Below are 24,372 nucleotides of genomic sequence, written 5' to 3' on the forward strand. Positions count from 1 at the left end.
CTGCCATTACCGAAAAAGAGCAAGGTTAACGGAGCACAGGGCGGGAAGACAGTTCAGTCTTCGACCTGGCCCAGTTCACGTTGGGCGCGGCGATCGCCGGCGCGAGCGGCCAGGCGCAGCAGATCGTGGCCGATGCGGCGGTCACGGGCGTTGCCGCATTCACGGCACATCAGTTCGCCCAAACGGCTCTGTGCAGCGACCACACCTTCACGGGCCGGTTGCTTGAGCAAGCGCCCGGCAAAGTGTTTGACGTTGGTGCTGTGCCCCAGACGCGGGCTGTCGAGCAGCCACAGGGCAACCTTCAAGGAGAAACGCTTGGGAGCGGTAACAGTTTGAGGGGTGTCGGTAACAGAAGGTGATACTGAGCGAAACTTCATAAAACACTGTGGGACAGATCGGAAGGCGCGCCACTCTACTCTTTTTTTCGTACAGGTAAAGCTGAAAAAACTCTGCACGCCCGTTCTAGAGCAAGCGCTTGGGACAATCCACAGAAGCTGTGGATAACTCAGTGGACAACCCCCCTTTAACTCGCCCAAAGGCCCATGGAATGGGGGCCGCAGTCAAACTGACGATTTTTTCACCAATAAAAAAAAGCGAGATTTTTCATTGACTTAAATTTTCATTGCAGGCAAATGGCGCCGCCGCAACGCAGTTGACAGCGCGGTTACACACGCAGCAACTAATGTGCACAAGTACCCACCTGATGGTTATATCACCGGCTTTTTTTGCAGCGAGTCGGTTCAAAAATGTTACCGCAGGGTCGACCCAGGGACTTTTCAAATTTCGAAACGCTCGCCACACTTCCCGTCCTACAGCACAACGGTGGGTAGCTCGATGAAAGGAATACTGCTGTTCGCCGCATTGCTGCTGGCCGTCTGCGCCATTTCCCTGGGAATCAATGCAGCACTGCCATCCCCGGACGGGGCGCTGTTTGCCATCGCTATCCTGCTGTCGGCAGCCTTCACTGCAGTAAGCCTGTGCATCGAGCTGGGCGATGGCCGCATCAATGACATGCGCGATGTGATGAAGGCCATTGAAACCGGCCAGTCCCTGCGCCTGACCCTGGCGGCCTACGGGCTGGGCTGTTCACTGGCGGCAGCGGCTACGGTGCTGGTTTATCACGGCCTGCTGGGCTACTGATTAAACTTTTTTGGCTAACACACTTCCCTTACCTGTTTCAATCCGTTACTATCCGCGGCGTTAGTACCAAGCTGAAAGTCAATTCTGGTCGAACAACTCCCTCGAACAACGCGGGATCGACCACCTCGATGGTTTCCAGGTATTCCTTGCGACGACACGGCCTTTGAACAATCAAAGGGTGTCGCGAAGTTTCAATACTCTGACCGAACCAACCTGCAAATTGATCAGGATCTTCACCCCGGGCCCAGAACCTTTGCCCCTGTTGTGTTGCCTGCCCTCCTAAGTACCTACCTGCCAGCCCAAGCGCGCCTAACTTATCAGCGCTTCAAACTGGCTGCTTTGTTCCAGTCGGGTTCTTCGTTTGATCAATAGTGGTCAACGTCACTGGAACGTTTTAATACGGCACGGCTCTTATCTGTGTCATTTGTAGGAACACCAATAATATGAACACTCAAATCCATACTCAGGATGCCATTCGCACCCTCACCAACGCTTTTGCTCCAATGAACTGCCTGATCATGGCCGCTCGCAAAGGCTGCTTCAGCTTCACCCTGGTCAACGAACACGGCATCGCTCGTCACAGCGAACGCCTGTACCCCGATCAATACTCCAGCGCAGAACCGCTGCAGGCCGTGATCGAGCGTACCCGTCAGGCATTGACCGCCTGATCGACCCGAGTCGCTGAAACACAAAAACCCTGTTTAAAAAGCAGGGTTTTTTATTGCCTGAAATTTCTGCCTTGAGCTTTTGCACTAAGTGCGAATAGATATAAACGTTATAACTAAATGAAGAAGATGTTTTAAAAACAGTCCTTTACATCATAAATATGACACTACACTTCAACTCAAGCGGCATGATCCGCTTCCGACGAGCCTGAGATCCGATTCACTGCTGCCAAGCCCCCACTCAGGCCTCGTCGACCACTTTCTTCACGGATTGAGGCGTGTATGGGTATCGCTGCCAGCGAATTGTGTCGTTACGTGATCCGGCCGACGTTGATCTACCTGGGCTGTCACAACGAGACTGCTGAATCACTGCTGCTGGGCATTGCCGCCAGCCAGTCGGAACTGGGCTCCGCCCTGCACGACCGGCGCGGTCATGGCTTGTACAGCATCACCGAACCCCGTCACCGCGCGCTATGGGACAACTACCTGGCGCTGGACCCCGAGCGCGCCAGCCTGGTACGCGGACTGGCCAGCCAGCACGCCTTTCTCAGCGCACCGCAACTTGAGCTCACCGTAAACCTGCGTTATGCCACGGCCATCGCCTGGCTTTTGGTGGAGCAACACACCCCCGCATTACCACCGCCCGGTGATGTCTTGGCCATGGCGCGTATCTGGAAAGAAATATTTCACCCTCACGGGCGAATCAAAGATTTCACGCAAACCTGGCAAACCTGTGTTTCATCCATGAATCACGTGGTCTGTTGACCGGGCAATTTGCAAGATTCACCAAAAAACGGCGATTTTGGTCGGATTGTCCTACAAAACCGCTCTATCTCCTGCATTACAGCCTATAGCGCGATCTTAAAATTATTGTTACTTTCCGCAGCGGTGATCACCACGGAGTTCTAATAATGAAAAAAGTAATGCTCAAGACCACACTTAGCCTCGCCGTTGCCATGGCCTCTTCCCACGTCTTTGCAAGTGGCTTTGCCCTTAACGAACAAGACGTCGCAGGAATGGGTACCGGTTTCGCAGGTCGCTCTTCTTCTGCCGATAACGCCAGCACTGTCTATGGTAACCCTGCCGGTATGGCTCGCCTTGAAGGGCAGCAGATTACGGGTGGTGTTGCTGCTATCGACGCAACGACCAACATCAAAGACCCCAGCGGTCGCTCCAGCGGCAGCAACAAAGGCGACATGGTGCCGTTCACCGCCGTCCCTTTTGGTTTCTACACCAACAAGCTTAACGACCAGTGGGCTGTGGGCTTCGGCGTTTACGCGCCCTTCGGCCTGAAGACCGACTATGAGCGTGGTTTCCAAGGTCGTGCGTTTGGCAATAAGAGTGAAGTGTCGGTTATCACCTTCCAGCCGACCGTCAGCTATGCCTTCAATGACAGGGTATCGATCGGTTTCGGTCCGACCATCAACCGCATTGCAGGCACTTTGGAGTCGCAACCAAACCTGGGCTTCGTACCGGGCCTGGCAGGCACCGGCGACAACAAAATCAAGGTTAAAGGCGACGATACAGCTATTGGTTTCAATGCTGGCATCCTCGTACAGGCCACCGACACCACTCGCGTTGGTCTGACGTATCACTCAAAAGTGAAATACAAGCTTGAAGGCCACACCACTGTAACGCCAGGAACCGGGGTTCCAGCCCAGGTACTGGCAGGCGCTCGTTACGACGCTTCGCTGAAAGTCGACACCCCAGAATCCTGGGATGCTTCGGTCACCCAAGACCTGAGCGACGCCTGGAAACTGTACGGCGGTGCAACCTGGACTCGCTGGAGCCGCCTGAAAGACATCACCGTCAACAACGAAGGTGTTACGGCAGCTACCGGTGGCGGTCTGGCACCTCGCATCGTCGGCCAGATTTCCGAGCCGCAGAACTGGCACGATACTTGGGCCTACGCGATTGGCACCTCGTACCAAGTCACCAAGCAAGTGGTACTGCGTACCGGCCTGACCTGGGACCAGTCACCAACCAACAACACTGACCGTTCGCCGCGCATTCCTACCGGTGACCGGACAATCTTCAGCGTTGGCTTGGGCTATGCCGTGATGGATAACATGACTGTCGACCTGGCCTACTCCTACCTCAAGGAAGAGCCTATCAAGGTCAACAAACAGAACGCGCTGGGCCAGACCTACGCGTCCAAGTACGAAAACAGCGCCAACGGCTTCGGCCTGGGCGTGACGTACAAGTTCTAATCCAACGTCGCATAAAAAAGCCCCGCTCTCCTGCAAAGGAAGCGGGGCTTTTTAATCGCTGACAATCAAGGCTTCGAAGCCAACGCCTTCTCCACCGCCTCGATCAAATCCGGGCTGTCCGGCTTGGTCAAACTGGAGAAATTGGCAATCACCTTGCCCTGCCGATCCACCACATACTTGTAGAAGTTCCACTTCGGCGCATTGCTCTGCTGCGCCAATACCTTGAACAGGTGCACTGCATCGGGCCCCTTGACCTTCTGCGGTTCGGTCATGGTGAAGGTCACGCCGTAATTCACGTAGCACACCTTGGCGGTTTCCTCGCCGGTCTTGGCCTCTTGCTTGAAGTCATCGGACGGCACGCCGATCACCTCCAGCCCTTCGCCCTTGTAACGCTGATACAACGCTTCAAGGCCTTTGAATTGCGGCGCGAACCCACAGAAGCTAGCCGTATTGACGATCACCAGGGGCTTGCCGGCAAAACGCTGGCACAGGTCGATGGATTCCTTGGCGCGCAACTTGGGCAATTGGCCTTCCAGCAACGGCGGGCAATCGGCAGCCATCGCGGCACTGCCAATGGCCACCAGCACGGGTACAGCGAGCCAGCGCATTTGCATGTCGTGTGTCCTTGAAAGTGATCAGGTCACGACGTTAACAGATCGACATGCCCAGTTGCATCAATGCCAGGCCGCCGTGTTGCCAGCCCCACCAGGCCAGCAGCACCAGAACCAACCCCGCAGCAATGATCAAACCCCGTGCCGCTATGCTCATGCCGCCTCCATCTGCGCCTGCAGTCGGGCCACTGGCCGCTCTCGCACCGGCCAGTTCAAGGCCGCCGCGAGCAGGCTCAATAGAATCGCCACCTGCCAAATCAAATCGTAGTTACCGGTTCGATCATAGACCACCCCGCCCAACCAGCCGCCAAGGAACGAACCGAGCTGGTGAAACAGGAACACGATCCCACCGAGCATGGAGAGGTTTCGTACACCGAACAGCGTCGCGACCGTGCCGTTGGTCAGTGGCACAGTGGACAGCCACAGGAAGCCCATGGCCATGCCGAACAGGTAGGCCGTGACTTCAGTGACCGGCGCCCACAGGAACAGCACAATCACCACCGCACGCAACAGGTACAACCCCGTGAGCAAGCGCGGCTTGGACATGCGCCCACCGAGCCAGCCGGCGGTGTAGGTGCCGAAGATATTGAACAGGCCGATCAACGCCAGCACCGTGGTGCCAACCGTGGCGGGCAAATGCTGGTCCACCAGGTACGCCGGTAAATGCACACCGATAAACACCACCTGGAAACCGCAGACGAAAAAGCCAAAGGCCAACAGCCAGAACCCAGAGTGGGAACAGGCTTCCTTCAGAGCTTCACGCAGGGTTTGCTGCCCGGCCATGACCGGTAGCGGTCGGTCCTTGAGCATGCTCACCAGCGGCAAAATCAGCGCAACCATCAGGCCCAACACCAGCAGGGCAGCCGACCAGCCCAACCAGCTGATCAAGCCGAGCGTGCCCGGCACCATCGCAAACTGACCAAAGGAACCTGCAGCACTGGCGATCCCCATGGCCATGCTGCGTTTTTCTGGCGCCACGGCGCGGCCAACCACGCCGAGAATCACCGAGAACGACGTGCCGGACAGGCCGATACCAATCAGCAAGCCTGCACTCAGGGACAACGACACCGCCGAATCGGACATACCCATCAACACCAGGCCGGCCGCGTACAACACACCGCCGACAAACACGGCCTTGGTCGCGCCGAAACGGTCAGCCAACGCACCGGTAAAGGGTTGTGCCAAGCCCCAGATCAGATTCTGCAAGGCAATGGCGAAGGCAAACGTCTCACGGCCCCAGCCGAATTCGCTGCTCATCGGTGCCAAGAACAGGCCGAAACCATGCCGCACGCCCAACGACAACGCCAGGATCAGCGCACTCCCCACAAGAATCCAGCCACTGGTGCGCCACATCGAGGTCATTTCTTATTCTCCGCTCGCGGGTATATACCCGCTTGTATTTGAACAAACTCGCGTTCAGGCGAGTTCGTCCAGCAAGGCCAACAAGGTTTCGCGTTTTTCTGCGCCGAGTTGATCGATCAGTTTCTGCTGTGCCGCTTCCCAGGCCGGTAACGCGGCGGCCAGTCGTTCTTCACCCGCTTCGGTCAACAGCACCAGGCGGTTGCGCAGGTCGTCGCCTTCCACCAGTTGCACCAGGCCTTCGCCCTCCAGCACCCGCAGGTTGCGCCCCAAGGTGCTGCGATCCAGCCCCATGGCTTCCGCCAGGCTAGAGATGCTCGGCTGATCCAGACGCTGCAAGTTGCACAGCAAAGAATACTGGGCAACGTTGATCCCGAAGCCGTCGAGAGCGCCGTCATAATGCCTGCTGACGCCACGAGCGGCGCGACGCAGGTTGGTACATAAACATTGGGAGGCAAGCATGGAACGTGTATATACCCGCGATTAAGAGAATGCAAGAAAGTGTTACAACACCAAGCCGACCAACACCGCGACTTCCAGCAGTTCCAACAAGGCGCCAGCAGTGTCGCCGGTGGTGCCGCCGAGGCGTTTGACCATCAGGTGGCGCAAGGCAACAAAACACAATGCCGCGAGCAGTACGGCGATCCCGCCGCTGAAACCGCCGATCAGGATACACGCCAGACCACTGAGGACTAGCACCTGTTGGCCGACAACTCTCGGTAAATGATCCGACAGTGCCTGGCCCAATCCTCCCGCACGTACATAACGTGTGGTCAGAAACAGCGCCAACATCGATGCGCGCCCGATCAACGGCGCCAGGATCAATGCCGCGCCGTTATGTTGCTCGATCAAGGCTACCAGCGCAGTGAACTTAAGCAGCAACACCAGCCCTAGCGTGACCACCGCAATCGGCCCGCTGCGTGGGTCCTTCATGATGGTGAGGGTACGCTCGCGGTCGCCGAAGCCGCCCAGCCAGGCATCGGCACTGTCCGCCAGACCATCCAGGTGCAGGCCACCACTGAGCAGCACCCAGGCCGTCAGCAGCAACGCAGCATGCAGTAGCAATGGCGATCCCATCAGCACTGCGTTCAGGCCCCACAACAACATGCCGAACAGCAAGCCGACTAACGGGTAAAACAACAGCGAACGCCCCAGTTCCTGCGGCTGCGGCATACCTGGCAGGCGAATGGGCAGGCTGCTCAGAAATTGCAGGGCGATCCAGAACGGCAGCATCCTCAGACTCCTTCCTTCAACACACCGCCAGCCTCAACCCGCAAGCTGAACAAGCCGCCGTGGCCGACCTCGACATTCAGCAATTGCTCGCGAGGCAAACCGCGCGCCCGGGCCAATAGCAAACGCATCACGCCGCCATGGCTGATCAGCAGCACGCGCTCGCCGGCATAGGTCTGATGCAAGCGTGCGATAGCGCCCAGAACTCGATCGGAAAAGTCCGTGACACGCTCGCCGTCCGGCGGTGTAAAGCTGTAGGGGTCAGCCCAAAATAGCCCCAACGCCTCGGCGTCGGTTTCCATCAGCGCTGCCGCACTCTGCCCCTCCCAAGCGCCAAAGTGCAGTTCCTGCAGGTCCTTTTCAACACTCACCGGTAGGTTCAGCCGTGCACCCAACTCCTCGGCAAACCGCGCACAACGCTGCAACGGCGAACTGACCAAACGGTCCCAAGGCCCCTTCACCAGCACAGCGGTACGCATCTGCTCCCAGCCCTTGGCGGTGAGCGCGTCGTCCAGGCTGCCACGCAGGCCGCCGCCCAGCTCGGTTTCGCCGTGGCGCAACAAGTCCAGGTGCAAGGTAGTCATGCCGGGCGGTCTGCCACGGCGGCTTCGGCAAAGGTCGCCATCTGGCCGTGCAGCGCGCAGGCCAGACGCAACAATGGCACCGCCAACGCCGCGCCACTGCCCTCGCCCAGGCGCAAGCCCAGCTCCAGCAACGGTTGCGCGTCGAGGCTTTGCAGCACATGGCGATGGCCCGGCTCAGCCCCTTTGTGGCCGAACACCAGCCATTCACGACTGGCCGGATTCAATCGCGTGGCGACCAGGGCCGCGACCGTGCAGATAAACCCGTCCACCAGCACCACGATGCCCTCCTGTGCGCAGGCCAGATAGGCGCCCACCAATGCAGCGATTTCGAAACCACCGAGATTGAACAGGGTTTGCAGGGCATCACCGCGCTGCCCGGCGTGCAAGGCCAGTGCGCGCTCGATCACGGCAACCTTGTGGCTGACGCCTTGAGCATTCAACCCTGTGCCCGGGCCGGTCAGGTCGCTGACTTGGCAATCGAGCAGCGCGCAGGCCAGCGCACTGGCGGCCGTGGTGTTGCCGATGCCCATCTCGCCCCCAATAAACAGCTGCGCCCCGCCTTCCAACGCGCGACGGGCACTGTCACGACCGGCTTGCAGGGCCAGTTGCCCTTGCGCCTCGGTCATCGCCGCGCCGTTGACGAAGTTGGCGGTGCCCGCGCCGATATTCAGGTGGCGTACGCCGGGCAAACTCAGCGATGGCGTGACTGTGCCAAGGTCGACCACTTCCAATTGCGCATCCAGTTGCCGCGCCAACACGCTGATGGCCGCGCCGCCGGTGACAAAGTTATGCAGCATCTGGCCAGTCACTTCCTGGGGAAACGCCGACACACCTTCCGCCACCACCCCATGGTCACCGGCAAAAATGGCGATCCACAGTTGATCCACCGAGGGTTTGACCTTGCCTTGCAAGCCCGCCAACTGCACCGCCAGCGCTTCCAACTGACCGAGAGATCCGGCCGGCTTGGTCAATTGTTGCTGGCGTGCCAAGGCTTGTTCGTACGCAGCAGAGTCAATGGCCTTACAAGGGTTGAGCCACCAGGTGTCAGTCATAACGCAATACCTTTCAAAGTCAGGGGCAGGCCGGCAACCGTCAGGACAACACGCTGACACCGCTCGGCCAAGGCTTGATGCAGCCAACCGGCTTCATCCACATAGCGGCGAGTCAATTCGCCCAGCGGCACGACACCCAAACCGGTCTCGTTGCTGACAAAAATGATTTCACCTGGCAGCGAGGCCAGGGTTTCCAACAGATGGTCGCGCTCCGCCGCCAGCCGAGCTGGATCGTCGAGCATCAGCAGGTTGGTAAGCCACAGGGTCAGGCAATCCACCAGCAGGCAGCGGTCGGGTGCAGCATGTTCCCGCAGCACCCGCGCCAGTTCGACAGGCTCTTCGATCAAGCCCCAGTGGTCGGGCCGGCGCTGGCGATGCAGGGCAACGCGTTCATTCATCTCGCCGTCGAGCGGTTGGCTGGTGGCGATATAGATGACCGGCAGCGCGCTGTCACTGGCGAGCTTTTCGGCGAGGCGGCTTTTACCGGAACGGGCGCCGCCGAGGATCAGTTGGAGCATGGGGTTACACCTTTATACTCAAGCCAGCTCCCACAAGGGATCATCAAATCCCACATAGGTCGCGCAGCAGGTCAGTGTCCAGATGGTGTTGCACAAGGTCCGCCAAGCGCTCGATATCGCGCTCTCGCAGAGCGTGGTAATCCACTGCCTGCACATCCTGCAAACCCGCCCAACGCAACAGGGCACCGCAGGCAGCCGGCGTTTCAAACAGGCCGTGCAGGTAGGTGCCGAGGATCTGCCCGTCTGCGCTCTGCGCGCCGTCGCTACGGCCATCATCCAAAAGCACGGCCGCGTGTTCCAACGCGAGACCGGACGTCACGCCCGCATGAATCTCGTACCCGCTGACTTCGGCGTCTTCCAACAACAAACGCCCGCGCACATTGCGTAGCTGCTTTTCTTCTTCCAGCGTGGTGCTGAACGCCAGCAGCCCCAGGCCATCGCTGGAACCGGCAGGCCCCTCCAGGCCGAGCGGGTCATGGACGTGCTCACCCAGCATCTGCAAGCCGCCACAAATACCCAACACCTTGCCGCCGTAGCGCAGGTGCCGCGCCACGGCGGTGTCCCAGCTGTTGGCGCGTAGGTACGCGAGGTCGCTGCGTACGCTTTTCGAGCCTGGGAGGATGATCAGGTCGGCAGCCGGAATCGATTGGCCTGGGCCGATAAACTGCAAATCCACTTGGGGGTGCAGGCGCAGCGGGTCGAAATCCGTGTGGTTGCTGATACGCGGCAACACCGGGACCACCACCTTGAGCACTTGGGCGGCCTTGTCGGTCTGGCGCCGGTCGATGCCGTCTTCGGCTTCCAGGTGCAGGTCCATCACGTAGGGCAACACGCCCACCACCGGTTTGCCGGTGCGCGCTTCCAACCAGTCCAGCCCCGGTTGCAGCAGCGCGATATCGCCACGAAAGCGGTTGATGATGAAGCCTTTGACCCGCGCCTGCTCACTGGGCGAAAGCAACTCCAGGGTGCCCACCAAATGAGCGAACACGCCGCCACGGTTGATATCGGCAATCAACAACACCGGGCAATCCACCGCCTCGGCAAACCCCATGTTGGCGATGTCATTGGCGCGCAGGTTGATCTCTGCCGGGGAACCCGCGCCTTCCACCATCACCACTGAATAGGCTTGGCTCAACCGCGTATGGGAGGCCAGCACGGCTTGCATCGCGATGGCTTTGTAATCGTGATAGGCCACGGCGTTCATGCTGGTCACGGCGCGACCGTGGATGATCACCTGGGAGCCGGTGTCACTGTTGGGCTTGAGCAACACCGGGTTCATATCGGTATGCGGCGCCAGGTTGGCGGCTTGGGCCTGTACCGCCTGGGCGCGGCCGATTTCACCGCCCTCGGCTGTCACGGCACTGTTGAGGGCCATGTTTTGCGGTTTGAAAGGTGCCACCGCCACACCCTGGCGCACCAGCCAGCGGCACAGCGCGGTCACCAGGGTGCTCTTGCCTGCGTCGGAGGTGGTGCCTTGCACCATCAGCGTACTCATGTGGCCTCCTTATAGGCGGCCAGGGCGTTGTCGAGTCGCAACCAATCGGCCTCGGTGTCGGGCAGGCCAAAACGCAGGCTGCTGTCGTGGACGAACAAACGCAGCAGAATCCCGCGTTGCGCCATGAACTCATGCATGCGCTCGGCGTGCGGGGTGATCAGCCATTGGAACAACGCGCATCCGCCCTGGGGTTGAAAACCATGACGCTCGAGAGACGCAAACAAACGCTGGCCGGCCTCGAGGCACCGCGCGCGTTGCCGCGCATGCCCGGCGAAGTCACGCAGACACACTTTGCCCACTACGCGGGTCGGCCCGCTGACGGCCCACGGTCCGACCTGTTCAGCCAGCAACTTGAGCAACTTGCGTTCTGCCAACACAAAGCCCAGCCGTACACCGGCCAAACCGAAAAACTTGCCGAATGAACGCAGCACAATCAGGCCAACCTGATGGGCCTCGCTCGCCAGGCTCAACTGTGGCGTCACATCCATGAAGGCTTCGTCCACCACCAGCCAGCCGCCGCGCTGGGCCAGGCGGGTATGCCAGTCCAACAGACGCTGCGGCGTCAGGCTCAAGCCGGTGGGGTTATTGGGATTGACCACCACCAGCACGTCGAGGCTATCTAGGAAAAAATCGACTTCCTGCTCTTGCACTTCACGCACCACATAACCGGCACGGCGCCAGGCTTCGGCGTGTTCGGCGTAGCATGGCGACAACACACCGACCTTGCCCGCACGGCGCAGGCGCGGCAGCAACTGGATCGCCGCCTGGGAACCCGCTACCGGCAGCAAGTGCGCGGCGCCGTAATACTCGCTCGCTGCCTGTTCCAAGCCGTCGTCGGTTTCCGGCAAGCGCGCCCAGGCCCGTAGTGGAATCTCGGGAATTGGGAAGGGCCAGGGCGCCAGACCGCTGGACAGGTCCAGCCAGTCGGCCTCGGCGATCCCGTATTGAATCGCCGCCTTGCGCAGTCGACCACCGTGTTCAAGCATAGAATTGCGCCCCCGCGCACAGGATCAGCAGCCACAACCATACGCCGCGTTGCACCAGTTGCCAGCCCCGGTCGATGGCGTCTGCATCCGCCGCAGGGCCCTCACCCAGTTGCGGGCGCTGATGCACTTCGCCGTGGTAGATCGCCGGGCCACCCAACTCGACGCCCAGCGCACCCGCGCCCGCTGCCATTACCGGACCCGCGTTCGGGCTGTCCCATGTTGGTCCTTGGGTGCGCCAGCATTTAAGAGCCAGTCGGGTTTTGCCGAGCAAGGCGTAGGTCAACGCCACCAAGCGTGCGGGAATGTAGTTCAACACGTCGTCGATTTTGGCCGCGGCCCAGCCGAAACGCTCGAAGCGTTCGTTGCGATAGCCCCACATGGCGTCGAGGGTATTGCTCAGGCGATAAAGCACCACACCCGGCACCCCGGCGACGACAAACCAGAACAACGCGGCAAATACCGCATCGCTGCCGTTTTCCAGCACCGACTCGGTGGCGGCGCGAGCGACTTCAGTACGGTCCAGCTCACTGGTCTGGCGACTCACCAGATAGCTCACGCGTTTGCGGGCTTCGTCCAGGTCATCACTGCGCAGCGCCTGGGCCACCGGGATCACATGTTCGCCAAGGCTGCGCATGCCGAGGGCGCAATACAGCGCAAGAATCTCCAGTGCCCAGCCGATATACGGCGCCCACGACAACGCAGTAGCCAGCAAGGTCAGCGGCACCACCGCGATAAACCAGGCGGTCACGCCATGGCTGCGCCAGCCCCGGCCACCGGTGTTGAAACGTTGCTCGATGCGCCCGGCGAAATTGCCGAACGCCACCAGCGGATGCCAGCGCCTGGGCTCGCCCAGCAGCGCATCCAGCGCCACTGCCGCGACACACAGCAAGGCCACACTCATTGACTCACTCCCCACGTATTCTCATACAACATGTCACTCAGCGGCCGAGGCTCGGTCCAGCCTTCGAGCTGTAACATCGGTGCCGGGTAGAACTCGGTTACCGGCCCCAGGCACAGCACGGCCAGGGGTTTGGCACCAGGCGGCAGGCCCAGTAGATCGGCAAGGGCCTGGGGCTCGAACAGCGAGACCCAGCCCATGCCGAGGCCTTCGACTCGGGCTGCCAGCCACAGATTCTGGATGGCACAGGACAGTGAGGCCATGTCCATTTCCGGCAACGTACGGCGACCAAAGATGTGGCGCTCGCGATCATCCATCAGCGCGGCCACCAGCACTTCGGCGCAGTCGTGGATACCTTCGACCTTGAGTTTCATGAACTCATCGGAGCGTTCGCCCAGCGCTTCGGCGGTCCGTACGCGTTCTTCTTCCACCAGATGCTGGATCTGGCCACGCAATTGGCGGTCGCTGATACGGATAAAACGCCACGGCTGCATCAGGCCCACACTGGGCGCCTGGTGGGCGGCCTGAAGTAGGCGATGCAGCAACTCAGGGGCAACCGTGCCGCCGCTGAAGTGGCGCATGTCGCGGCGTTCGGCGATAGCGCGGTAGACGGCGTCACGGTCGGCTTGGGGGAAGGCGTTATCAGTCATGGCGCAAACAGTGCAGCCACCGCCGCAGGATTGGACGGAAAGTAAAAGTGCACGTAGGAAGCCGTCATCCGTCCCTGCCGATACACCGCCTCGGCGCCACGCCCGCCATTGGGACTCACGCCACGAGCAATCGGTTGCCACTCGGTACTGGTCAACGAGTGGTGATAGGTATGACCCCGCAGCACGCCTTCGGGCAACTCAACATTTTGCAGCGCCAGCGCCGCCAGCTTTTTCTGCATCACCGCATCGCCCTGCAGCAGGCCGACCAGTTCGGCACGGATGCCCTCTACATCGGTGAGCGAATCCAGCAGATAGAGCATGCCGCCACATTCAGCGAGCAACGGCTTGCCGGCCGCGTGGTGAGCGCGGATGGCGTCGAGCATCGGGGTATTTTCCGACAGTGCCTTGTGGTGCAGTTCCGGGTAACCACCGGGCAGATAGAGGCTGTCGGCGTCAGGCAATTCGCGATCGTGGATCGGCGAGAAGAAGCGCAACTCAGCGCCCATCGCCCGCAACAGGTCGAGGCTGGCGCCGTAGGTGAAGGCAAAGGCTTCGTCACGAGCCACGGCAATGCGCACGCCGTCGAGCAACGGCTCGGCGACGATTTCTTCCGGCGCAGCAAAAGTTACTGGCGGCGGCAGCGCGACTTCGCAGCTGCTGCCCAAGGCTTGGGCCGCGGCGTCCAGGCGCACGTCGAGGTCATTCAGTTCGCTGGCTTGTACCAGGCCCAAATGACGGCTTGGCAATTCGATCCCAGTCTCGCGGGACAACGCACCGTACCAACGCAGGCCTTCGGTGAGGCTGCCTTCCAGCAGTTGCGCATGACGCAAGGTACCGACGCGGTTGGCCAGCACCCCGGCGAACGGCAAGTCCGGCTGATAACGGGCCAGGCCGAGGGCCAGCGCACCAAACGTCTGCGCCATGGCGGTGCCGTCGATCACACCCAGTACCGGCACGCCGAAGTGGCGCGCCAGGTCAGCGCTGGAAGGTGTGCCGTCGAACAACCCCATCACCCCTTCGATCAGGATCAGGTCGGCCTCCCCTGCTGCTTCCCACAACAGGCGGCGACTTTCCTGCTCGCCCACCATCCACATGTCCAACTGATACACCGGCGCACCGCTGGCGCGCTCGTGGATCATCGGGTCGAGGAAGTCCGGCCCGCATTTGAACACGCGCACCTTGCGCCCCAGATTGCGGTGCAAGCGGGCAAGGGCTGCGGTGACGGTGGTTTTGCCTTGGCCGGATGCCGGTGCGGCGATCAATACGGCCGGGCAGTGACGGGGCTGATTCAAAGTTCGACGCCCTTCTGTGCCTTGATACCGGCTTGGAACGCGTGCTTGAGCATGCCCATTTCGGTGACGGTGTCGCCCATTTCGATCAATTCAGGCTTGGCGCCACGGCCGGTGACCACCACGTGTTGCATCGGTGGGCGGGCTTGCAGGTCACTCAGTACCTGGTCCAGGTCGAGGTAGCCGTGCTTGAGGGCGATGTTCAGCTCGTCCAGCACGACCAGGCCAATGGAAGGGTCTTGCAGCAACTCACGGGACACCGCCCAGGCCGCTTCGGCGGCGGCGATGTCGCGTTGACGGTCCTGAGTTTCCCAGGTGAAACCTTCGCCCATCACGTGAAAGCGCACTTGCTCAGGGAAGCGACGGAAGAACAATTCCTCGCCAGTGCTGTTGCGACCCTTGATGAACTGCACCACGCCGCACTGCATACCGTGGCCCATGGCCCGGGCGAGCATGCCGAACGCGGAGCTGCTTTTGCCTTTGCCGTTGCCGGTCAGCACCAGCAGCAAACCGCATTCATTGGGGGAATTGGCGATGCGCTCGTCGATCACGGCTTTCTTGCGCAGCATGCGCGCCAGGTGGCGTTCGTCACGGTCGGGGGAATCAGTCATGGCAGCTCTCCGTTGGGGCTGGACAAAAACGGCGGGCAGGAAAAAGACAATACAGACAGCCAAGCATCGCCCACCGTGATGCTGTTGGATGCTCCGGGCCGGTCTCCGGGCTCATGAGTGGCGCTCTATCTGGAGAGCAAGCCGACGTTGCGCCTTCCCATATCGCAGGCGATACAGTGGCAAAAGGCAGCGCCTTGACTCATTTACCGTTGCGGGGGCAGCGCCGGAATCGCGGCAGCACTGTGTACAAGTGCGCTCACTCACCGGCTTCCCTGTTTCACTCTGTCGACCCATGGGTCACAGAGCACCTGGAACAAGTCGCGAAGGGTAGTGGGTTGGGGGTGGAGCGTCAATTAAAGCCACCACAAAACCAATGCGGGAGCGGGCTTGCTCGCGAATGCGGTGGGTCAGTCAATATATTCGGTGACTGACACTGTGCATTCGCGAGCAAGCCCGCTCCCACATTTGGATTTGTCTAGTTCAGGGATTACGCGCCAAGTTGCCTGGCAAAACGCGTTTGGCACTCAGGTACGCATTCTGCCAATACGCCTTGGATAAGGTATCCAGCTTCACCGTTCCGCCGGTTTGCGGTGCATGTACGAAGCGACCCTCACCCACGTAGATCCCAGCATGACTGACCTGGGAGCCACCACCGGTGGCGAAGAACAGCAAGTCGCCAGTCTGCAGGTTCTGCTCGCTGACATCCTGGGCGCGCATCACGATCAATTCGCGGGTGGTGCGCGGCAGGGAGATCCCGGCGGCATCGCGGAAAACAAAACCGATCAGGCCACTGCAATCAAAGCCTGAGTCTGGCGTATTACCGCCCCATCGATAAGGGGTGCCGACCAGGCCCAGCGCGCGGAAGAGCACGTCTTCGGCAGCAGGCGAGTAATTCTGGGTGGAATAGTTGAACACCGGCTTGGGCTTGACTGCCACGGGCGCGGGTGGGGGACGGCTTGCGCAGGCGCTGATGAGCGCGGCGCAGAGAATAAGGATCAGGCGGGCCGAGGTCGACATGTGCAGAACAATCCTGGTCTGGATGCGGCTTTCGCTGCCGAACGCTGAAAACCAGAACGCGCAAGCAAAGCTCGCGCGAACGGATTCCAACAATATCCAGGGATTCTAGCGCTTACACGTCAAACTTCAAGTATCACTTTAAGTTTACTTGCTAGCGGTAACCGTAGTCGGGGCCATGGCGAGTGCGCGCTTGGCTTCGATGAAGGTTTTGCTCCAGTAGCTGTCACCCAGGTTGTCGACTCGAACACCGCCACTGCGACGGCTGCTGGAGTGGATAAACTGGTTATCGCCCAAGTAGATACCGGCATGGCTCACACGGCCACGACCAGCAGTACTAAAGAAAAGCAGATCACCGGGCTTGAGGTTGTTGCGTGCGACCAACGGTGCATTCACGTTGATCATTTCGCGAGTGGAGCGTGGCAGGTTCATGCCAGCTTCTTCACGAAACAGGTAGCCGATGAAACCGCTGCAGTCGAAACCGGCTTCGGAGGTACCGCCGAAACGGTAACGGGTACCGATCAGGGACATGCCGCGTTCGAGGATGCTGTCGGCCAGAACTGGAAGCTGATAAGGCTTGCTGCCGGCAAAGTTGGCCAATTCTGTCTCGGTTGCCACTTCTTCTTCATAAACAGTCGAAGATTGGGAAGCGACGAATTTTGCCTGGGACTGTTGCTGGGATTTTTGCTGCTCTGCCACTTGTTGAGGGTGGGAGGCGCAACCAAACAACAGGGTAACGAGTGCGAGAGGCACGAGGGGTGCGAAGCGATTTAGCATGGGCACGACCGTGGCTGATATGTAAAGAAGTCGAGACTATGCCCACTATCGGATCGATTTGCAAATTCAATCGCGATCTATGTGACTTCTTGTTTGGACTATGACATCTAAGCCCTTAACACCTTTTACCTGCCTTTTGCGTGGCCAAACCGGCTAAAACGCAGGTTTTCTGACGCCTGGAATTTGCCGAAAGCCCCAAAAACAAAGGGCTGCCTACCAGCCGAGGGTTTCTTTCAGGAAGGGAATGGTCAGCTTGCGCTGGGCCTGCAAAGACGCCTGGTCGAGCTGTTCGAGCAAATCGAACAACGCGCTCATGCTGCGGGTGCCACGGGTGAGGATAAAATGCCCAACTTCGTCGGTGAGGTGCAGGCCGCGACGAGAAGCACGCAACTGCAGGGCACGCAATTTGTCTTCGTCGGACAACGGGCGCATTTGGAAGATCAGCGCCAGGGTCATCCTCGACTTGAGGTCGGCCAGCTTGATCGGTAACTCCCGTGGGGAGGTCGATGCCGCAATCAGCAAGCGCCGACCGCTGTCACGCAGGCGATTGAACAGGTGAAACAGCGCTTCTTCCCATTCCGCCTTGCCGGCGATGGCCTGCAGGTCATCCAGGCAGACCAGCTCGTATTGCTCAAGATGGTCGAAAATTCCAATGCCACGGTCCATTAACTCTGCCAGAGGCAAGTAGACCGCCGGCTCGCCCATCTGCTCGAAACGCAGGCACGCGGCCTGCAACAGGTGGGTACGCCCTACGCCGTGCTTGCCCCACAGGTAGATCAGGCTTTCGGTCCACCCGGCGTCGGCTTCGCATAGCCGCTCGACATAGCCGAGTGCAGCGGCATTGGCGCCTGGGTAGTAGTTGATAAAGGTGGCGTCATCACGCAGACGCACACCTAAGGGCAGCTGAATCGGTTTCATGCTGACTGAACGGCTCCAAACGAACCGTTAGTGGCCTCTGTGTAAAGTTTGCAAAGTTTATACCCGTGACGCCGGGCGCACAATGCAGCAGACCACAAGCAAAATCAAAGGTTTGCGTTAACTTGCAGGTTTTTTTGCAGATTGTTTGACGCAATGTCCCAGAAACAACAAACCCGGCCAAGGCCGGGTTTGTTACGCAACGGTTACAGGTCGGGGTCTTCCACCCCGGTGTACACATCCGAATCCTTGTACAGATCGTGCACATGACGCACCAGCACCATGATCACCGCCGCCACCGGCAGTGCCAGCAAGATGCCCGTAAACCCAAACAGCTCACCGCCCGCCAGGATCGCGAAGATCACCGCCACCGGGTGCAGACCAATCCGGTCCCCCACCAACAACGGCGTCAGCACCATGCCTTCCAACGCCTGGCCGACCATGAACACCGCGACAATCCCGAGCATCGGGTACAAGTCGCCACCGAACTGGAACAACCCGGCCACCAAGGCCGCGCCGATACCGATAACAAAGCCCATGTACGGCACGATAGCGGCCAGGCCAGCGATCAGGCCGATCAACAGGCCCAGCTCCAGGCCGATAGCCATCAGGCCCGCTGCGTAGATGATCCCCAGCGCCAACATCACCAACAATTGGCCACGCACGAACGCGCCCAGCACCTCATGGCACTCTCCGGCCAGGGAGACGATTTGCTCCTCACGGTTACGCGGCAGCAGGCTGCGGATCTTGGCCATCATGATGTCCCAGTCGCGCAGCAGGTAGAACGCCACCACCGGGATCAACACGAGGTTGGTCAACCAGCCGATCAGCGCCAGGCTGGATGCAGTGGCCTGGCTCAGCACCACACCGACGATGTCGGTGGTCTGGCCCATATGCTCGCTGATGGCCGCCTTGACCTTGTCGAACTTCCAGAACCCATCCGACAACCCCAGCTTGGCCTGCGCCCATGGCATTGCCGTGTGCTGCAACCAATCAAGCATCTGCGGCGCCAACTCATAGAGGCGAAACAGTTGCTTGGCCAGCATCGGTACCAACACCAATACCAATGCCGTGATGATCAAGGTAAACAAGGCGAACACCGCCACCACGCCCAAGGTACGCGACAGGCCAGCTTTTTCCAGGCGATCCACCACCGGATCGAACAGATAGGCCAGCAGTAACGCAACCAGGAACGGCGTCAGGATCGAATGCAGCAAAAACACAAAACCGCACAGCAGGACAATCCCGCCAAGCCACACCCAACGACGCGTATCCGCCATAAACCACTCCATCCTTTATTTGCTTCTATCTATATAGAAGAACATTTACCAATGAAAACGCAGTTGCGCCTGGGGTTCAGGTGCGGCCGGTGCCTGAGCACCCTCTACCACCGGTTGTGGAGCCGGCGATTCACCTGCGGGCACCTCCTGCAACTTGGCCAGGCTCAATTGAGTACGTAGCTGATCGGCGCTGCCATTGACGCGATACACAATGCGGTTGCCGTCCACCCGTTGGGGCTGGCCGCCAAAAGGCTCGAGCAGATGGCCCAGCGCGGCGTAACGCTCAAGGGTCATGCCCTGCACTTCCAGCAACTGTTCAGTGCTGACACCCGGCTTGACCGCAAAGCGCGGCGCCAGTTTCTGGCTGACCGCCAGCATCACCGCATCGGCCACCGCGCCAGTGTCAGCGCCTTGGGCAGTGCCCTGCTCGCTCTTGTCGCCCAACCACAAGCGCCACTTGGCTTGCCATTGATTGCCTTCCTGCCGAGCATGCACGGCCAGCAACGCATCGGCGCCGTAACGTTCGGATGCCGCACGCAATGGCGTGGCATCGGCACTTTCAAGATTGGGTGCGGTGGCGACGACCTGCTCCTCCAGGTCACCCAACGGCAGGCGCAGCGGCAAGCCGCGGTGTTGTGCCGCGCGGCGCAGTGCTTGCGCGACAGCCTGGCCATCGCCCACCAGGCTGCTGCCGTCAGTGGAATCGTTCAGCCACCAGCCGAGAATCGACGGACGATTGCTGCCCCAGATCGACAGGCCGGCTTCACGCAAGGCGCGATCAGTGCTGACCGGGTCAAAATCCACCTGCAGGCTTTCGGGCGGCCCTGCGTCGTAGCCGTACTGGCTGATGATTTGTTGCGGGTCCTTGCGCACCGCCGCCAGGCCTGGGCCATCGGCGGCCTTGGCGTCACCGGTCAGGCGGATCACCAGGGTTTGCACGGCACGCTGGGTGGCCTGGTCGCGCTCTTGGGGCGACTGGCTGCTGACAGGTTCCAGAACTTGATACAGGCCATTGAGGGTTTCGGCATGACTCGCCAGGCTGACCAACGACAAGCAGCCCACAAAGAAGAATTTACACAGACGCATGGAAGATTCCCGAACGACAAATTTAGCGGCTGGAACAGACCGCGTGAATCCGGTGTTGCAAGGCTGTGACCACAGCGACCGGTAAAACATTCACAGGGTCTTGGTAAGTTTTCGTACTGTCATAACGCTAGCGCATTCAAGGCTATACCTTAATACGCACCAAAGCCGAGCCGAATAGCTTTTTTTTAACCGGCTTTTTTGATCTATATGGCCCTGCCCGTCGGCCCGAGGATGGCCGCTGCCCCTCAAGCCTGATAAAATCGCGCGCCTTCGCAGACCGTCAACGGCGTGGCCTTTATAAAAGCCCCCGCCAACTCGGTCGTTACCCCTGAATCCCCCCTAAAGGCCTGGATCATGAGCAAGCAACCCTCCCTGAGCTACAAGGACGCCGGTGTAGACATCGACGCCGGTGAAGCATTGGTCGAACGCATCAAGAGCGTCGCCAAGCGCACTGCGCGCCCCGAAGTCATGGGCGGCCTGGGCGGTTTTGGCGCCCTCTGCGAGATCCCGGCCGGCTACAAGCAGCCTGTACTGGTCTCCGGCACCGACGGCGTGGGCACCAAGCTGCGCCTGGCACTGAACCTGAACAAGCACGACAGCATCGGCATCGACCTGGTCGCCATGTGCGTCAACGACCTGGTGGTGTGCGGCGCCGAGCCGTTGTTCTTCCTGGACTACTACGCCACCGGCAAGCTCAACGTCGAGACCGCCACACAGGTTGTGACCGGGATTGGCGCGGGTTGCGAGCTGTCGGGTTGCTCCCTGGTAGGCGGCGAAACCGCTGAAATGCCAGGCATGTACGAAGGCGAAGACTACGACCTGGCCGGTTTCTGCGTCGGCGTTGTAGAAAAAGCCGAGATCATCGACGGCTCCAAGGTTGCCGCCGGCGACGCCCTGCTGGCCCTGCCATCTTCCGGCCCGCACTCCAACGGCTACTCGCTGATCCGCAAGATCATCGAAGTGTCCGGCGCCGACATCGAGAACATCCAACTCGACGGCAAGCCGCTGACCGACCTGCTGATGGCCCCGACCCGCATCTACGTCAAGCCTCTGCTCAAGCTGATCAAGGACACTGGCGCCGTCAAAGCCATGGCCCACATCACCGGTGGCGGCCTGCTGGACAACATCCCGCGCGTACTGCCAAAAGGCGCCCAGGCCATCGTCGACGTGGCCAGCTGGCAGCGTCCTGCGGTATTCGACTGGTTGCAAGAGAAAGGCAACGTCAACGAAACCGAGATGCACCGCGTACTGAACTGCGGCGTAGGCATGGTTATCTGCGTCGCTCAAGAGCACGTTGAAACAGCACTGAACGTGTTGCGCGAAGCCGGCGAACAGCCTTGGGTGATCGGCCAGATCGCCACCGCACCGGAAGGCGCCGCCCAGGTTGAACTGAAGAACCTCAAGGCTCATTGATGTCCCAGACCTGTGATGTCGTGGTGCTGCTCTCCGGCACCGGCAGTAACTTGCAGGCCCTGATCGACAGCACGCGCACCGGCGATAGCCCGGTGCGCATCGCTGCGGTGATCTCCAACCGCAGCGACGCCTACGGCCTGCAACGCGCCAGGGACGCGGGTATCGACACCCGCTCGCTGGATCACAAGGCCTTCGAAGGCCGCGAAGCCTTCGATGCCGCCTTGGTCGAACTGATCGACGCCTTCAAGCCCAAACTCGTGGTACTGGCCGGTTTCATGCGCATCCTCAGCGCTGACTTCGTGCGGCACTATGAAGGGCGCCTGTTGAATATCCACCCTTCCCTGCTCCCCAAGTACAAAGGCATGCACACGCACCAGCGCGCGCTCGATGCTGGCGACAGAGAGCATGGCTGCAGCGTGCATTTTGTGACCGAGGAACTCGATGGCGGGCCTCTGGTCGTACAGGCAGTGGTTCCGGTAGAGTCTGACGACTCGGCGCAGACACTTGCGCAACGGGTTCACACCCAGGAACACAGGATTTACCCACTGGCTGTTCGCTGGTTTGCCGAGGGACGGTTGATTCTTGGTGACCAGGGTGCATTATTGGACGGTCAGTTACTTGCGGCCAGCGGCCACTTGATTCGAACCTAGGAGATTTTATGCGTCGCGCCTTGCTCTTCGCTTTTGCTCTGTTTGCCTTGCCTGCCGTGCAAGCAGCGGACCTTCACCCTTTCTCCGTAAGCTACACCGCCGACTGGAAACAGTTGCCCATGAGTGGTTCAGCTGAACGCAGCCTGGCCAAGAATGGCGACGGCACTTGGACCTTGAACTTCAAGGCTTCGATGATGATTGCCAGCCTCACCGAAACCAGCGTGATCCTGTTTGACAAGGACACCCTGCAACCCAAGAGCTACACCTTCGAACGCGGCGGCCTGGGCAAGGCCAAGAAGATCAATCTGGACTTCGATCAAACCGCCAAGAAAGTCACCGGCTTTGAAAACAAGGACCCGGTCAACGTAGCCCTGCAAAGCGGCATGCTCGACAAGTCGACCTACCAGTTGGCCCTGCAGCGCGACGTCGCCGCCGGCAAGAAAAGCATGAGCTACAACGTGGTCGAAGGCACCGACGTCGACACCTACGACTTCCGTGTGATCGGCCCGGAAAAGGTCCAGACCAAGGTCGGCTCCATTGACGCGATCAAGGTTGAGCGCGTGCGTGACCCGACGCAAAGCAAGCGCATTACCCAGATGTGGTTTGCCAAGGACCAGGGCGGCATCCTGGTTGCCCTGCGTCAGGTCGAGACTGACGGCAAGGAATACAACATCATGCTGCAGGACGGTACCGTTGACGGTAAGGCTGTCAAAGGTAGCTGATGCACTGATGTGTGAAGAAATGAGCCTCGCTGAATGCGGGGCTTTTTTTCGCCTTGAGGTTCTGTTTTGAGGCTTCTACCGCCTTCGCGAGCAAGCCCGCTCCCACATTTAGAACGCATTTCTACTGTGGGAGCGGGCTTGCTCGCGAAGGCTATGGCAGGGTCACCACAGCATTAAAGCCTGACTCCAACATGAAACTTCTGTCATAAAACTCAAGCACCTGCGACGCAATGTCACGGTTTTAAAGGGCTGCAGCACTGTTGCATTTCCCGCAAGTATTTGTTGCGCGAAAAGTCGGTTTACTTAGCAAGCTAACAAATCATATAAAAGAGGCCTGCGACGACTTGCCGCAGACCCACCAGAGATTGGAGCAAGCAGATGACTGTAAAAGTAACTGAACGCGACGATGCACACATGTCCCACGAAGCGCTGGGCCATGGGATTCACATCTGGGATGTACACCAACAAGACCTGCTGGTCGGCATGTTTCACAACGAGAGCGACGCTCATAATTATAAAAACGAGCTTGAGTCGCTTGAGATGAAACGCCAGGCAGAAAGCTCCTGAGCATTGAAATCCAATAGGTACTCCAGCCCACGCAGCCGGAGTACCTAGAAATAAAAACCCCGCCTTTTGAGCGGGGTTTGTTGTTTCTACAGCCTTACCACATCAGGTCATCCGGGATCTGGTACGCCGCGTACGGATCATCCTCATCCGGCACTTGGCTTTCAGTCAGGATATTGAGCTGCACGATACGCTCCGGGGCACGCTCCTGAATTTTCAGCGCCGCTTCACGCGGGATCACCTCGTAGCCGCCGCCGTGGTGCACGATGGCCAGGGAGCCGTTACTCAGCTTGTTACGCATCAGGGTGTTGACCGACAGGCGCTTGACCTTCTTGTCGTCCACGAAGTTGTAGTAGTCCTCGGTGGTCAGCTTGGGCAGACGCGAGGTCTCGATCAGTTGCTTAACCTGAGCGGTGCGGGCCTTGGCTTCGGCTTTTTCCTGCTGCTGACGGTTCAGCTCCTGGTCGCGCTTGACCTTCTCGGCTTTGGCCTCGGCAGCCTGGCGCGCCTGAGTGTCATCCGCCTCGATCTGCCCCTTGTGTACCAGGCGCTGCTGTTTCTGTTTCTCTTTGCCGACCTGCTTGGCCTGCTTTTGGTTGACCAGACCTGCTTTGAGCAACTGATCGCGAAGGGAAATGCTCATGGTGCTTACT

Annotated in this window: 28 protein-coding genes and 1 riboswitch; of the genes, 8 read left to right on the plus strand and 20 right to left on the minus strand. The window is 59.8% G+C overall.

Features of this window, described 5'->3' with window-relative positions:
- Window positions 1-53 precede the first annotated feature (53 nt).
- Complete coding sequence (locus HF257_RS02130) at window positions 54-377, minus strand: SEL1-like repeat protein (RefSeq protein ID WP_105694832.1); 324 nt, start codon at window positions 375-377, stop codon at window positions 54-56.
- A 457-nt stretch (window positions 378-834) separates the two neighbouring features.
- Here HF257_RS02130 and HF257_RS02135 point away from each other — a divergent pair, with 457 nt between their 5' ends.
- The 4 genes from HF257_RS02135 to HF257_RS02150 all read left to right on the plus strand — a co-directional run bounded on the left by HF257_RS02135 (window position 835) and on the right by HF257_RS02150 (window position 4,015).
- Window positions 835-1,140 (plus strand): hypothetical protein, encoded by a 306-nt coding sequence (locus HF257_RS02135; protein WP_185703606.1) that lies wholly within the window; start codon window positions 835-837, stop codon window positions 1,138-1,140.
- A gap of 443 nt (window positions 1,141-1,583) precedes the next feature.
- Window positions 1,584-1,808 carry a hypothetical protein gene (locus tag HF257_RS02140; RefSeq protein WP_016972449.1) on the plus strand — a complete coding sequence of 75 codons (225 nt, stop codon included), beginning with the start codon at window positions 1,584-1,586 and terminating at the stop codon, window positions 1,806-1,808.
- A gap of 279 nt (window positions 1,809-2,087) precedes the next feature.
- Window positions 2,088-2,570: a hypothetical protein gene (locus HF257_RS02145; protein WP_185703604.1), complete on the plus strand. Its 483-nt coding sequence runs from the start codon at window positions 2,088-2,090 to the stop codon at window positions 2,568-2,570.
- A gap of 146 nt (window positions 2,571-2,716) precedes the next feature.
- Window positions 2,717-4,015, plus strand: coding sequence for an OmpP1/FadL family transporter (locus tag HF257_RS02150; protein ID WP_185703602.1), 1,299 nt, complete (start codon window positions 2,717-2,719; stop codon window positions 4,013-4,015).
- 65 nt (window positions 4,016-4,080) lie between these two features.
- Here HF257_RS02150 and HF257_RS02155 read toward each other — a convergent pair whose 3' ends face one another.
- From HF257_RS02155 to HF257_RS02240, 18 genes are all read right to left on the minus strand, one after another.
- A complete protein-coding gene (locus tag HF257_RS02155; RefSeq protein ID WP_185703600.1) occupies window positions 4,081-4,629 on the minus strand; it encodes a glutathione peroxidase in 549 nt (182 codons plus the stop codon).
- Window positions 4,630-4,779: 150 nt separating this feature from the next.
- Window positions 4,780-5,979 (minus strand): MFS transporter, encoded by a 1,200-nt coding sequence (locus tag HF257_RS02160; RefSeq protein WP_185704347.1) that lies wholly within the window; start codon window positions 5,977-5,979, stop codon window positions 4,780-4,782.
- 63 nt (window positions 5,980-6,042) lie between these two features.
- The gene (locus HF257_RS02165; RefSeq protein WP_124526548.1) at window positions 6,043-6,447 is read right to left on the minus strand and encodes a MarR family winged helix-turn-helix transcriptional regulator; all 405 of its coding nucleotides are present in this window, start codon (window positions 6,445-6,447) and stop codon (window positions 6,043-6,045) included.
- Window positions 6,448-6,489: 42 nt separating this feature from the next.
- Window positions 6,490-7,218, minus strand: coding sequence for an adenosylcobinamide-GDP ribazoletransferase (locus tag HF257_RS02170; protein ID WP_185703598.1), 729 nt, complete (start codon window positions 7,216-7,218; stop codon window positions 6,490-6,492).
- 2 nt (window positions 7,219-7,220) lie between these two features.
- A complete protein-coding gene (gene cobC / locus HF257_RS02175) occupies window positions 7,221-7,799 on the minus strand; it encodes an alpha-ribazole phosphatase family protein (RefSeq protein ID WP_185703596.1) in 579 nt (192 codons plus the stop codon).
- Complete coding sequence (cobT, locus tag HF257_RS02180; RefSeq protein WP_185703594.1) at window positions 7,796-8,851, minus strand: nicotinate-nucleotide--dimethylbenzimidazole phosphoribosyltransferase; 1,056 nt, start codon at window positions 8,849-8,851, stop codon at window positions 7,796-7,798. Before cobT ends, cobC begins: the two co-directional genes overlap by 4 nt.
- Entirely contained in the window at window positions 8,848-9,369 is a 522-nt protein-coding gene (gene cobU / locus HF257_RS02185) for a bifunctional adenosylcobinamide kinase/adenosylcobinamide-phosphate guanylyltransferase (RefSeq protein WP_185703592.1), read from the minus strand. Before cobU ends, cobT begins: the two co-directional genes overlap by 4 nt.
- 43 nt (window positions 9,370-9,412) lie before the next feature.
- The gene (locus HF257_RS02190) at window positions 9,413-10,864 is read right to left on the minus strand and encodes a cobyric acid synthase (RefSeq protein ID WP_185703590.1); all 1,452 of its coding nucleotides are present in this window, start codon (window positions 10,862-10,864) and stop codon (window positions 9,413-9,415) included.
- Window positions 10,861-11,850, minus strand: coding sequence for a threonine-phosphate decarboxylase CobD (gene cobD / locus HF257_RS02195; RefSeq protein WP_185703588.1), 990 nt, complete (start codon window positions 11,848-11,850; stop codon window positions 10,861-10,863). Before cobD ends, HF257_RS02190 begins: the two co-directional genes overlap by 4 nt.
- Window positions 11,843-12,751, minus strand: a complete 909-nt coding sequence (gene cbiB / locus HF257_RS02200) for an adenosylcobinamide-phosphate synthase CbiB (RefSeq protein ID WP_185703586.1) — start codon at window positions 12,749-12,751, stop codon at window positions 11,843-11,845. Before cbiB ends, cobD begins: the two co-directional genes overlap by 8 nt.
- Window positions 12,748-13,398: a 5,6-dimethylbenzimidazole synthase gene (gene bluB / locus HF257_RS02205; RefSeq protein ID WP_185703584.1), complete on the minus strand. Its 651-nt coding sequence runs from the start codon at window positions 13,396-13,398 to the stop codon at window positions 12,748-12,750. The genes cbiB and bluB overlap by 4 nt, the downstream gene beginning before the upstream one ends.
- A complete protein-coding gene (locus tag HF257_RS02210; RefSeq protein WP_185703582.1) occupies window positions 13,395-14,690 on the minus strand; it encodes a cobyrinate a,c-diamide synthase in 1,296 nt (431 codons plus the stop codon). The genes bluB and HF257_RS02210 overlap by 4 nt, the downstream gene beginning before the upstream one ends.
- On the minus strand, window positions 14,687-15,298 hold the full coding sequence (gene cobO, locus HF257_RS02215) for a cob(I)yrinic acid a,c-diamide adenosyltransferase (protein ID WP_010208674.1): 612 nt from the start codon (window positions 15,296-15,298) through the stop codon (window positions 14,687-14,689). The genes HF257_RS02210 and cobO overlap by 4 nt, the downstream gene beginning before the upstream one ends.
- A gap of 79 nt (window positions 15,299-15,377) precedes the next feature.
- A riboswitch (cobalamin riboswitch) is annotated at window positions 15,378-15,625 on the minus strand.
- A 153-nt stretch (window positions 15,626-15,778) separates the two neighbouring features.
- Window positions 15,779-16,315 carry a C40 family peptidase gene (locus tag HF257_RS02220; protein ID WP_185703580.1) on the minus strand — a complete coding sequence of 179 codons (537 nt, stop codon included), beginning with the start codon at window positions 16,313-16,315 and terminating at the stop codon, window positions 15,779-15,781.
- Window positions 16,316-16,459: 144 nt separating this feature from the next.
- The gene (locus HF257_RS02225; protein ID WP_185703578.1) at window positions 16,460-17,089 is read right to left on the minus strand and encodes a C40 family peptidase; all 630 of its coding nucleotides are present in this window, start codon (window positions 17,087-17,089) and stop codon (window positions 16,460-16,462) included.
- A gap of 213 nt (window positions 17,090-17,302) precedes the next feature.
- On the minus strand, window positions 17,303-18,007 hold the full coding sequence (gene hda, locus HF257_RS02230) for a DnaA regulatory inactivator Hda (protein WP_010208669.1): 705 nt from the start codon (window positions 18,005-18,007) through the stop codon (window positions 17,303-17,305).
- Window positions 18,008-18,210: 203 nt separating this feature from the next.
- Entirely contained in the window at window positions 18,211-19,284 is a 1,074-nt protein-coding gene (locus tag HF257_RS02235) for an AI-2E family transporter (protein WP_185703576.1), read from the minus strand.
- A gap of 45 nt (window positions 19,285-19,329) precedes the next feature.
- A complete protein-coding gene (locus tag HF257_RS02240) occupies window positions 19,330-20,370 on the minus strand; it encodes a DUF2066 domain-containing protein (RefSeq protein WP_185703574.1) in 1,041 nt (346 codons plus the stop codon).
- Between the two features lie 354 nt (window positions 20,371-20,724).
- On the opposite strand from HF257_RS02240, the gene purM reads away from it, so the two are divergent.
- The 4 genes from purM (at window position 20,725) to HF257_RS02260 (ending at window position 23,722) form a co-directional block, all read left to right on the plus strand.
- Window positions 20,725-21,783, plus strand: a complete 1,059-nt coding sequence (purM, locus tag HF257_RS02245; RefSeq protein ID WP_005790182.1) for a phosphoribosylformylglycinamidine cyclo-ligase — start codon at window positions 20,725-20,727, stop codon at window positions 21,781-21,783.
- Window positions 21,783-22,433, plus strand: coding sequence for a phosphoribosylglycinamide formyltransferase (purN, locus tag HF257_RS02250; RefSeq protein WP_185703572.1), 651 nt, complete (start codon window positions 21,783-21,785; stop codon window positions 22,431-22,433). The genes purM and purN overlap by 1 nt, the downstream gene beginning before the upstream one ends.
- Before the next feature lie 8 nt (window positions 22,434-22,441).
- Entirely contained in the window at window positions 22,442-23,155 is a 714-nt protein-coding gene (locus HF257_RS02255) for a DUF3108 domain-containing protein (protein ID WP_017734627.1), read from the plus strand.
- A 378-nt stretch (window positions 23,156-23,533) separates the two neighbouring features.
- Window positions 23,534-23,722, plus strand: a complete 189-nt coding sequence (locus tag HF257_RS02260; RefSeq protein WP_017734626.1) for a hypothetical protein — start codon at window positions 23,534-23,536, stop codon at window positions 23,720-23,722.
- 94 nt (window positions 23,723-23,816) lie between these two features.
- Here HF257_RS02260 and HF257_RS02265 read toward each other — a convergent pair whose 3' ends face one another.
- Window positions 23,817-24,362: a DUF2058 domain-containing protein gene (locus HF257_RS02265; protein ID WP_185703570.1), complete on the minus strand. Its 546-nt coding sequence runs from the start codon at window positions 24,360-24,362 to the stop codon at window positions 23,817-23,819.
- Window positions 24,363-24,372 lie beyond the last annotated feature (10 nt).

The sequence above is a fragment of the Pseudomonas cremoris genome, from assembly GCF_014230465.1.

Bases quoted from the DNA above. Each gene is read 5' to 3' on its own strand.
- HF257_RS02130 (WP_105694832.1), bottom strand. From the start codon at position 377: ATGAAGTTTCGCTCAGTATCACCTTCTGTTACCGACACCCCTCAAACT.
- HF257_RS02135 (WP_185703606.1), top strand. From the start codon at position 835: ATGAAAGGAATACTGCTGTTCGCCGCATTGCTGCTGGCCGTCTGCGCC.
- HF257_RS02140 (WP_016972449.1), top strand. From the start codon at position 1,584: ATGAACACTCAAATCCATACTCAGGATGCCATTCGCACCCTCACCAAC.
- HF257_RS02145 (WP_185703604.1), top strand. From the start codon at position 2,088: ATGGGTATCGCTGCCAGCGAATTGTGTCGTTACGTGATCCGGCCGACG.
- HF257_RS02150 (WP_185703602.1), top strand. From the start codon at position 2,717: ATGAAAAAAGTAATGCTCAAGACCACACTTAGCCTCGCCGTTGCCATG.
- HF257_RS02155 (WP_185703600.1), bottom strand. From the start codon at position 4,629: ATGCAAATGCGCTGGCTCGCTGTACCCGTGCTGGTGGCCATTGGCAGT.
- HF257_RS02160 (WP_185704347.1), bottom strand. From the start codon at position 5,979: ATGTGGCGCACCAGTGGCTGGATTCTTGTGGGGAGTGCGCTGATCCTG.
- HF257_RS02165 (WP_124526548.1), bottom strand. From the start codon at position 6,447: ATGCTTGCCTCCCAATGTTTATGTACCAACCTGCGTCGCGCCGCTCGT.
- HF257_RS02170 (WP_185703598.1), bottom strand. From the start codon at position 7,218: ATGCTGCCGTTCTGGATCGCCCTGCAATTTCTGAGCAGCCTGCCCATT.
- cobC (WP_185703596.1), bottom strand. From the start codon at position 7,799: ATGACTACCTTGCACCTGGACTTGTTGCGCCACGGCGAAACCGAGCTG.
- cobT (WP_185703594.1), bottom strand. From the start codon at position 8,851: ATGACTGACACCTGGTGGCTCAACCCTTGTAAGGCCATTGACTCTGCT.
- cobU (WP_185703592.1), bottom strand. From the start codon at position 9,369: ATGCTCCAACTGATCCTCGGCGGCGCCCGTTCCGGTAAAAGCCGCCTC.
- HF257_RS02190 (WP_185703590.1), bottom strand. From the start codon at position 10,864: ATGAGTACGCTGATGGTGCAAGGCACCACCTCCGACGCAGGCAAGAGC.
- cobD (WP_185703588.1), bottom strand. From the start codon at position 11,850: ATGCTTGAACACGGTGGTCGACTGCGCAAGGCGGCGATTCAATACGGG.
- cbiB (WP_185703586.1), bottom strand. From the start codon at position 12,751: ATGAGTGTGGCCTTGCTGTGTGTCGCGGCAGTGGCGCTGGATGCGCTG.
- bluB (WP_185703584.1), bottom strand. From the start codon at position 13,398: ATGACTGATAACGCCTTCCCCCAAGCCGACCGTGACGCCGTCTACCGC.
- cobO (WP_010208674.1), bottom strand. From the start codon at position 15,298: ATGACTGATTCCCCCGACCGTGACGAACGCCACCTGGCGCGCATGCTG.
- HF257_RS02220 (WP_185703580.1), bottom strand. From the start codon at position 16,315: ATGTCGACCTCGGCCCGCCTGATCCTTATTCTCTGCGCCGCGCTCATC.
- HF257_RS02225 (WP_185703578.1), bottom strand. From the start codon at position 17,089: ATGCTAAATCGCTTCGCACCCCTCGTGCCTCTCGCACTCGTTACCCTG.
- hda (WP_010208669.1), bottom strand. From the start codon at position 18,007: ATGAAACCGATTCAGCTGCCCTTAGGTGTGCGTCTGCGTGATGACGCC.
- HF257_RS02235 (WP_185703576.1), bottom strand. From the start codon at position 19,284: ATGGCGGATACGCGTCGTTGGGTGTGGCTTGGCGGGATTGTCCTGCTG.
- HF257_RS02240 (WP_185703574.1), bottom strand. From the start codon at position 20,370: ATGCGTCTGTGTAAATTCTTCTTTGTGGGCTGCTTGTCGTTGGTCAGC.
- purM (WP_005790182.1), top strand. From the start codon at position 20,725: ATGAGCAAGCAACCCTCCCTGAGCTACAAGGACGCCGGTGTAGACATC.
- purN (WP_185703572.1), top strand. From the start codon at position 21,783: ATGTCCCAGACCTGTGATGTCGTGGTGCTGCTCTCCGGCACCGGCAGT.
- HF257_RS02255 (WP_017734627.1), top strand. From the start codon at position 22,442: ATGCGTCGCGCCTTGCTCTTCGCTTTTGCTCTGTTTGCCTTGCCTGCC.
- HF257_RS02260 (WP_017734626.1), top strand. From the start codon at position 23,534: ATGACTGTAAAAGTAACTGAACGCGACGATGCACACATGTCCCACGAA.
- HF257_RS02265 (WP_185703570.1), bottom strand. From the start codon at position 24,362: ATGAGCATTTCCCTTCGCGATCAGTTGCTCAAAGCAGGTCTGGTCAAC.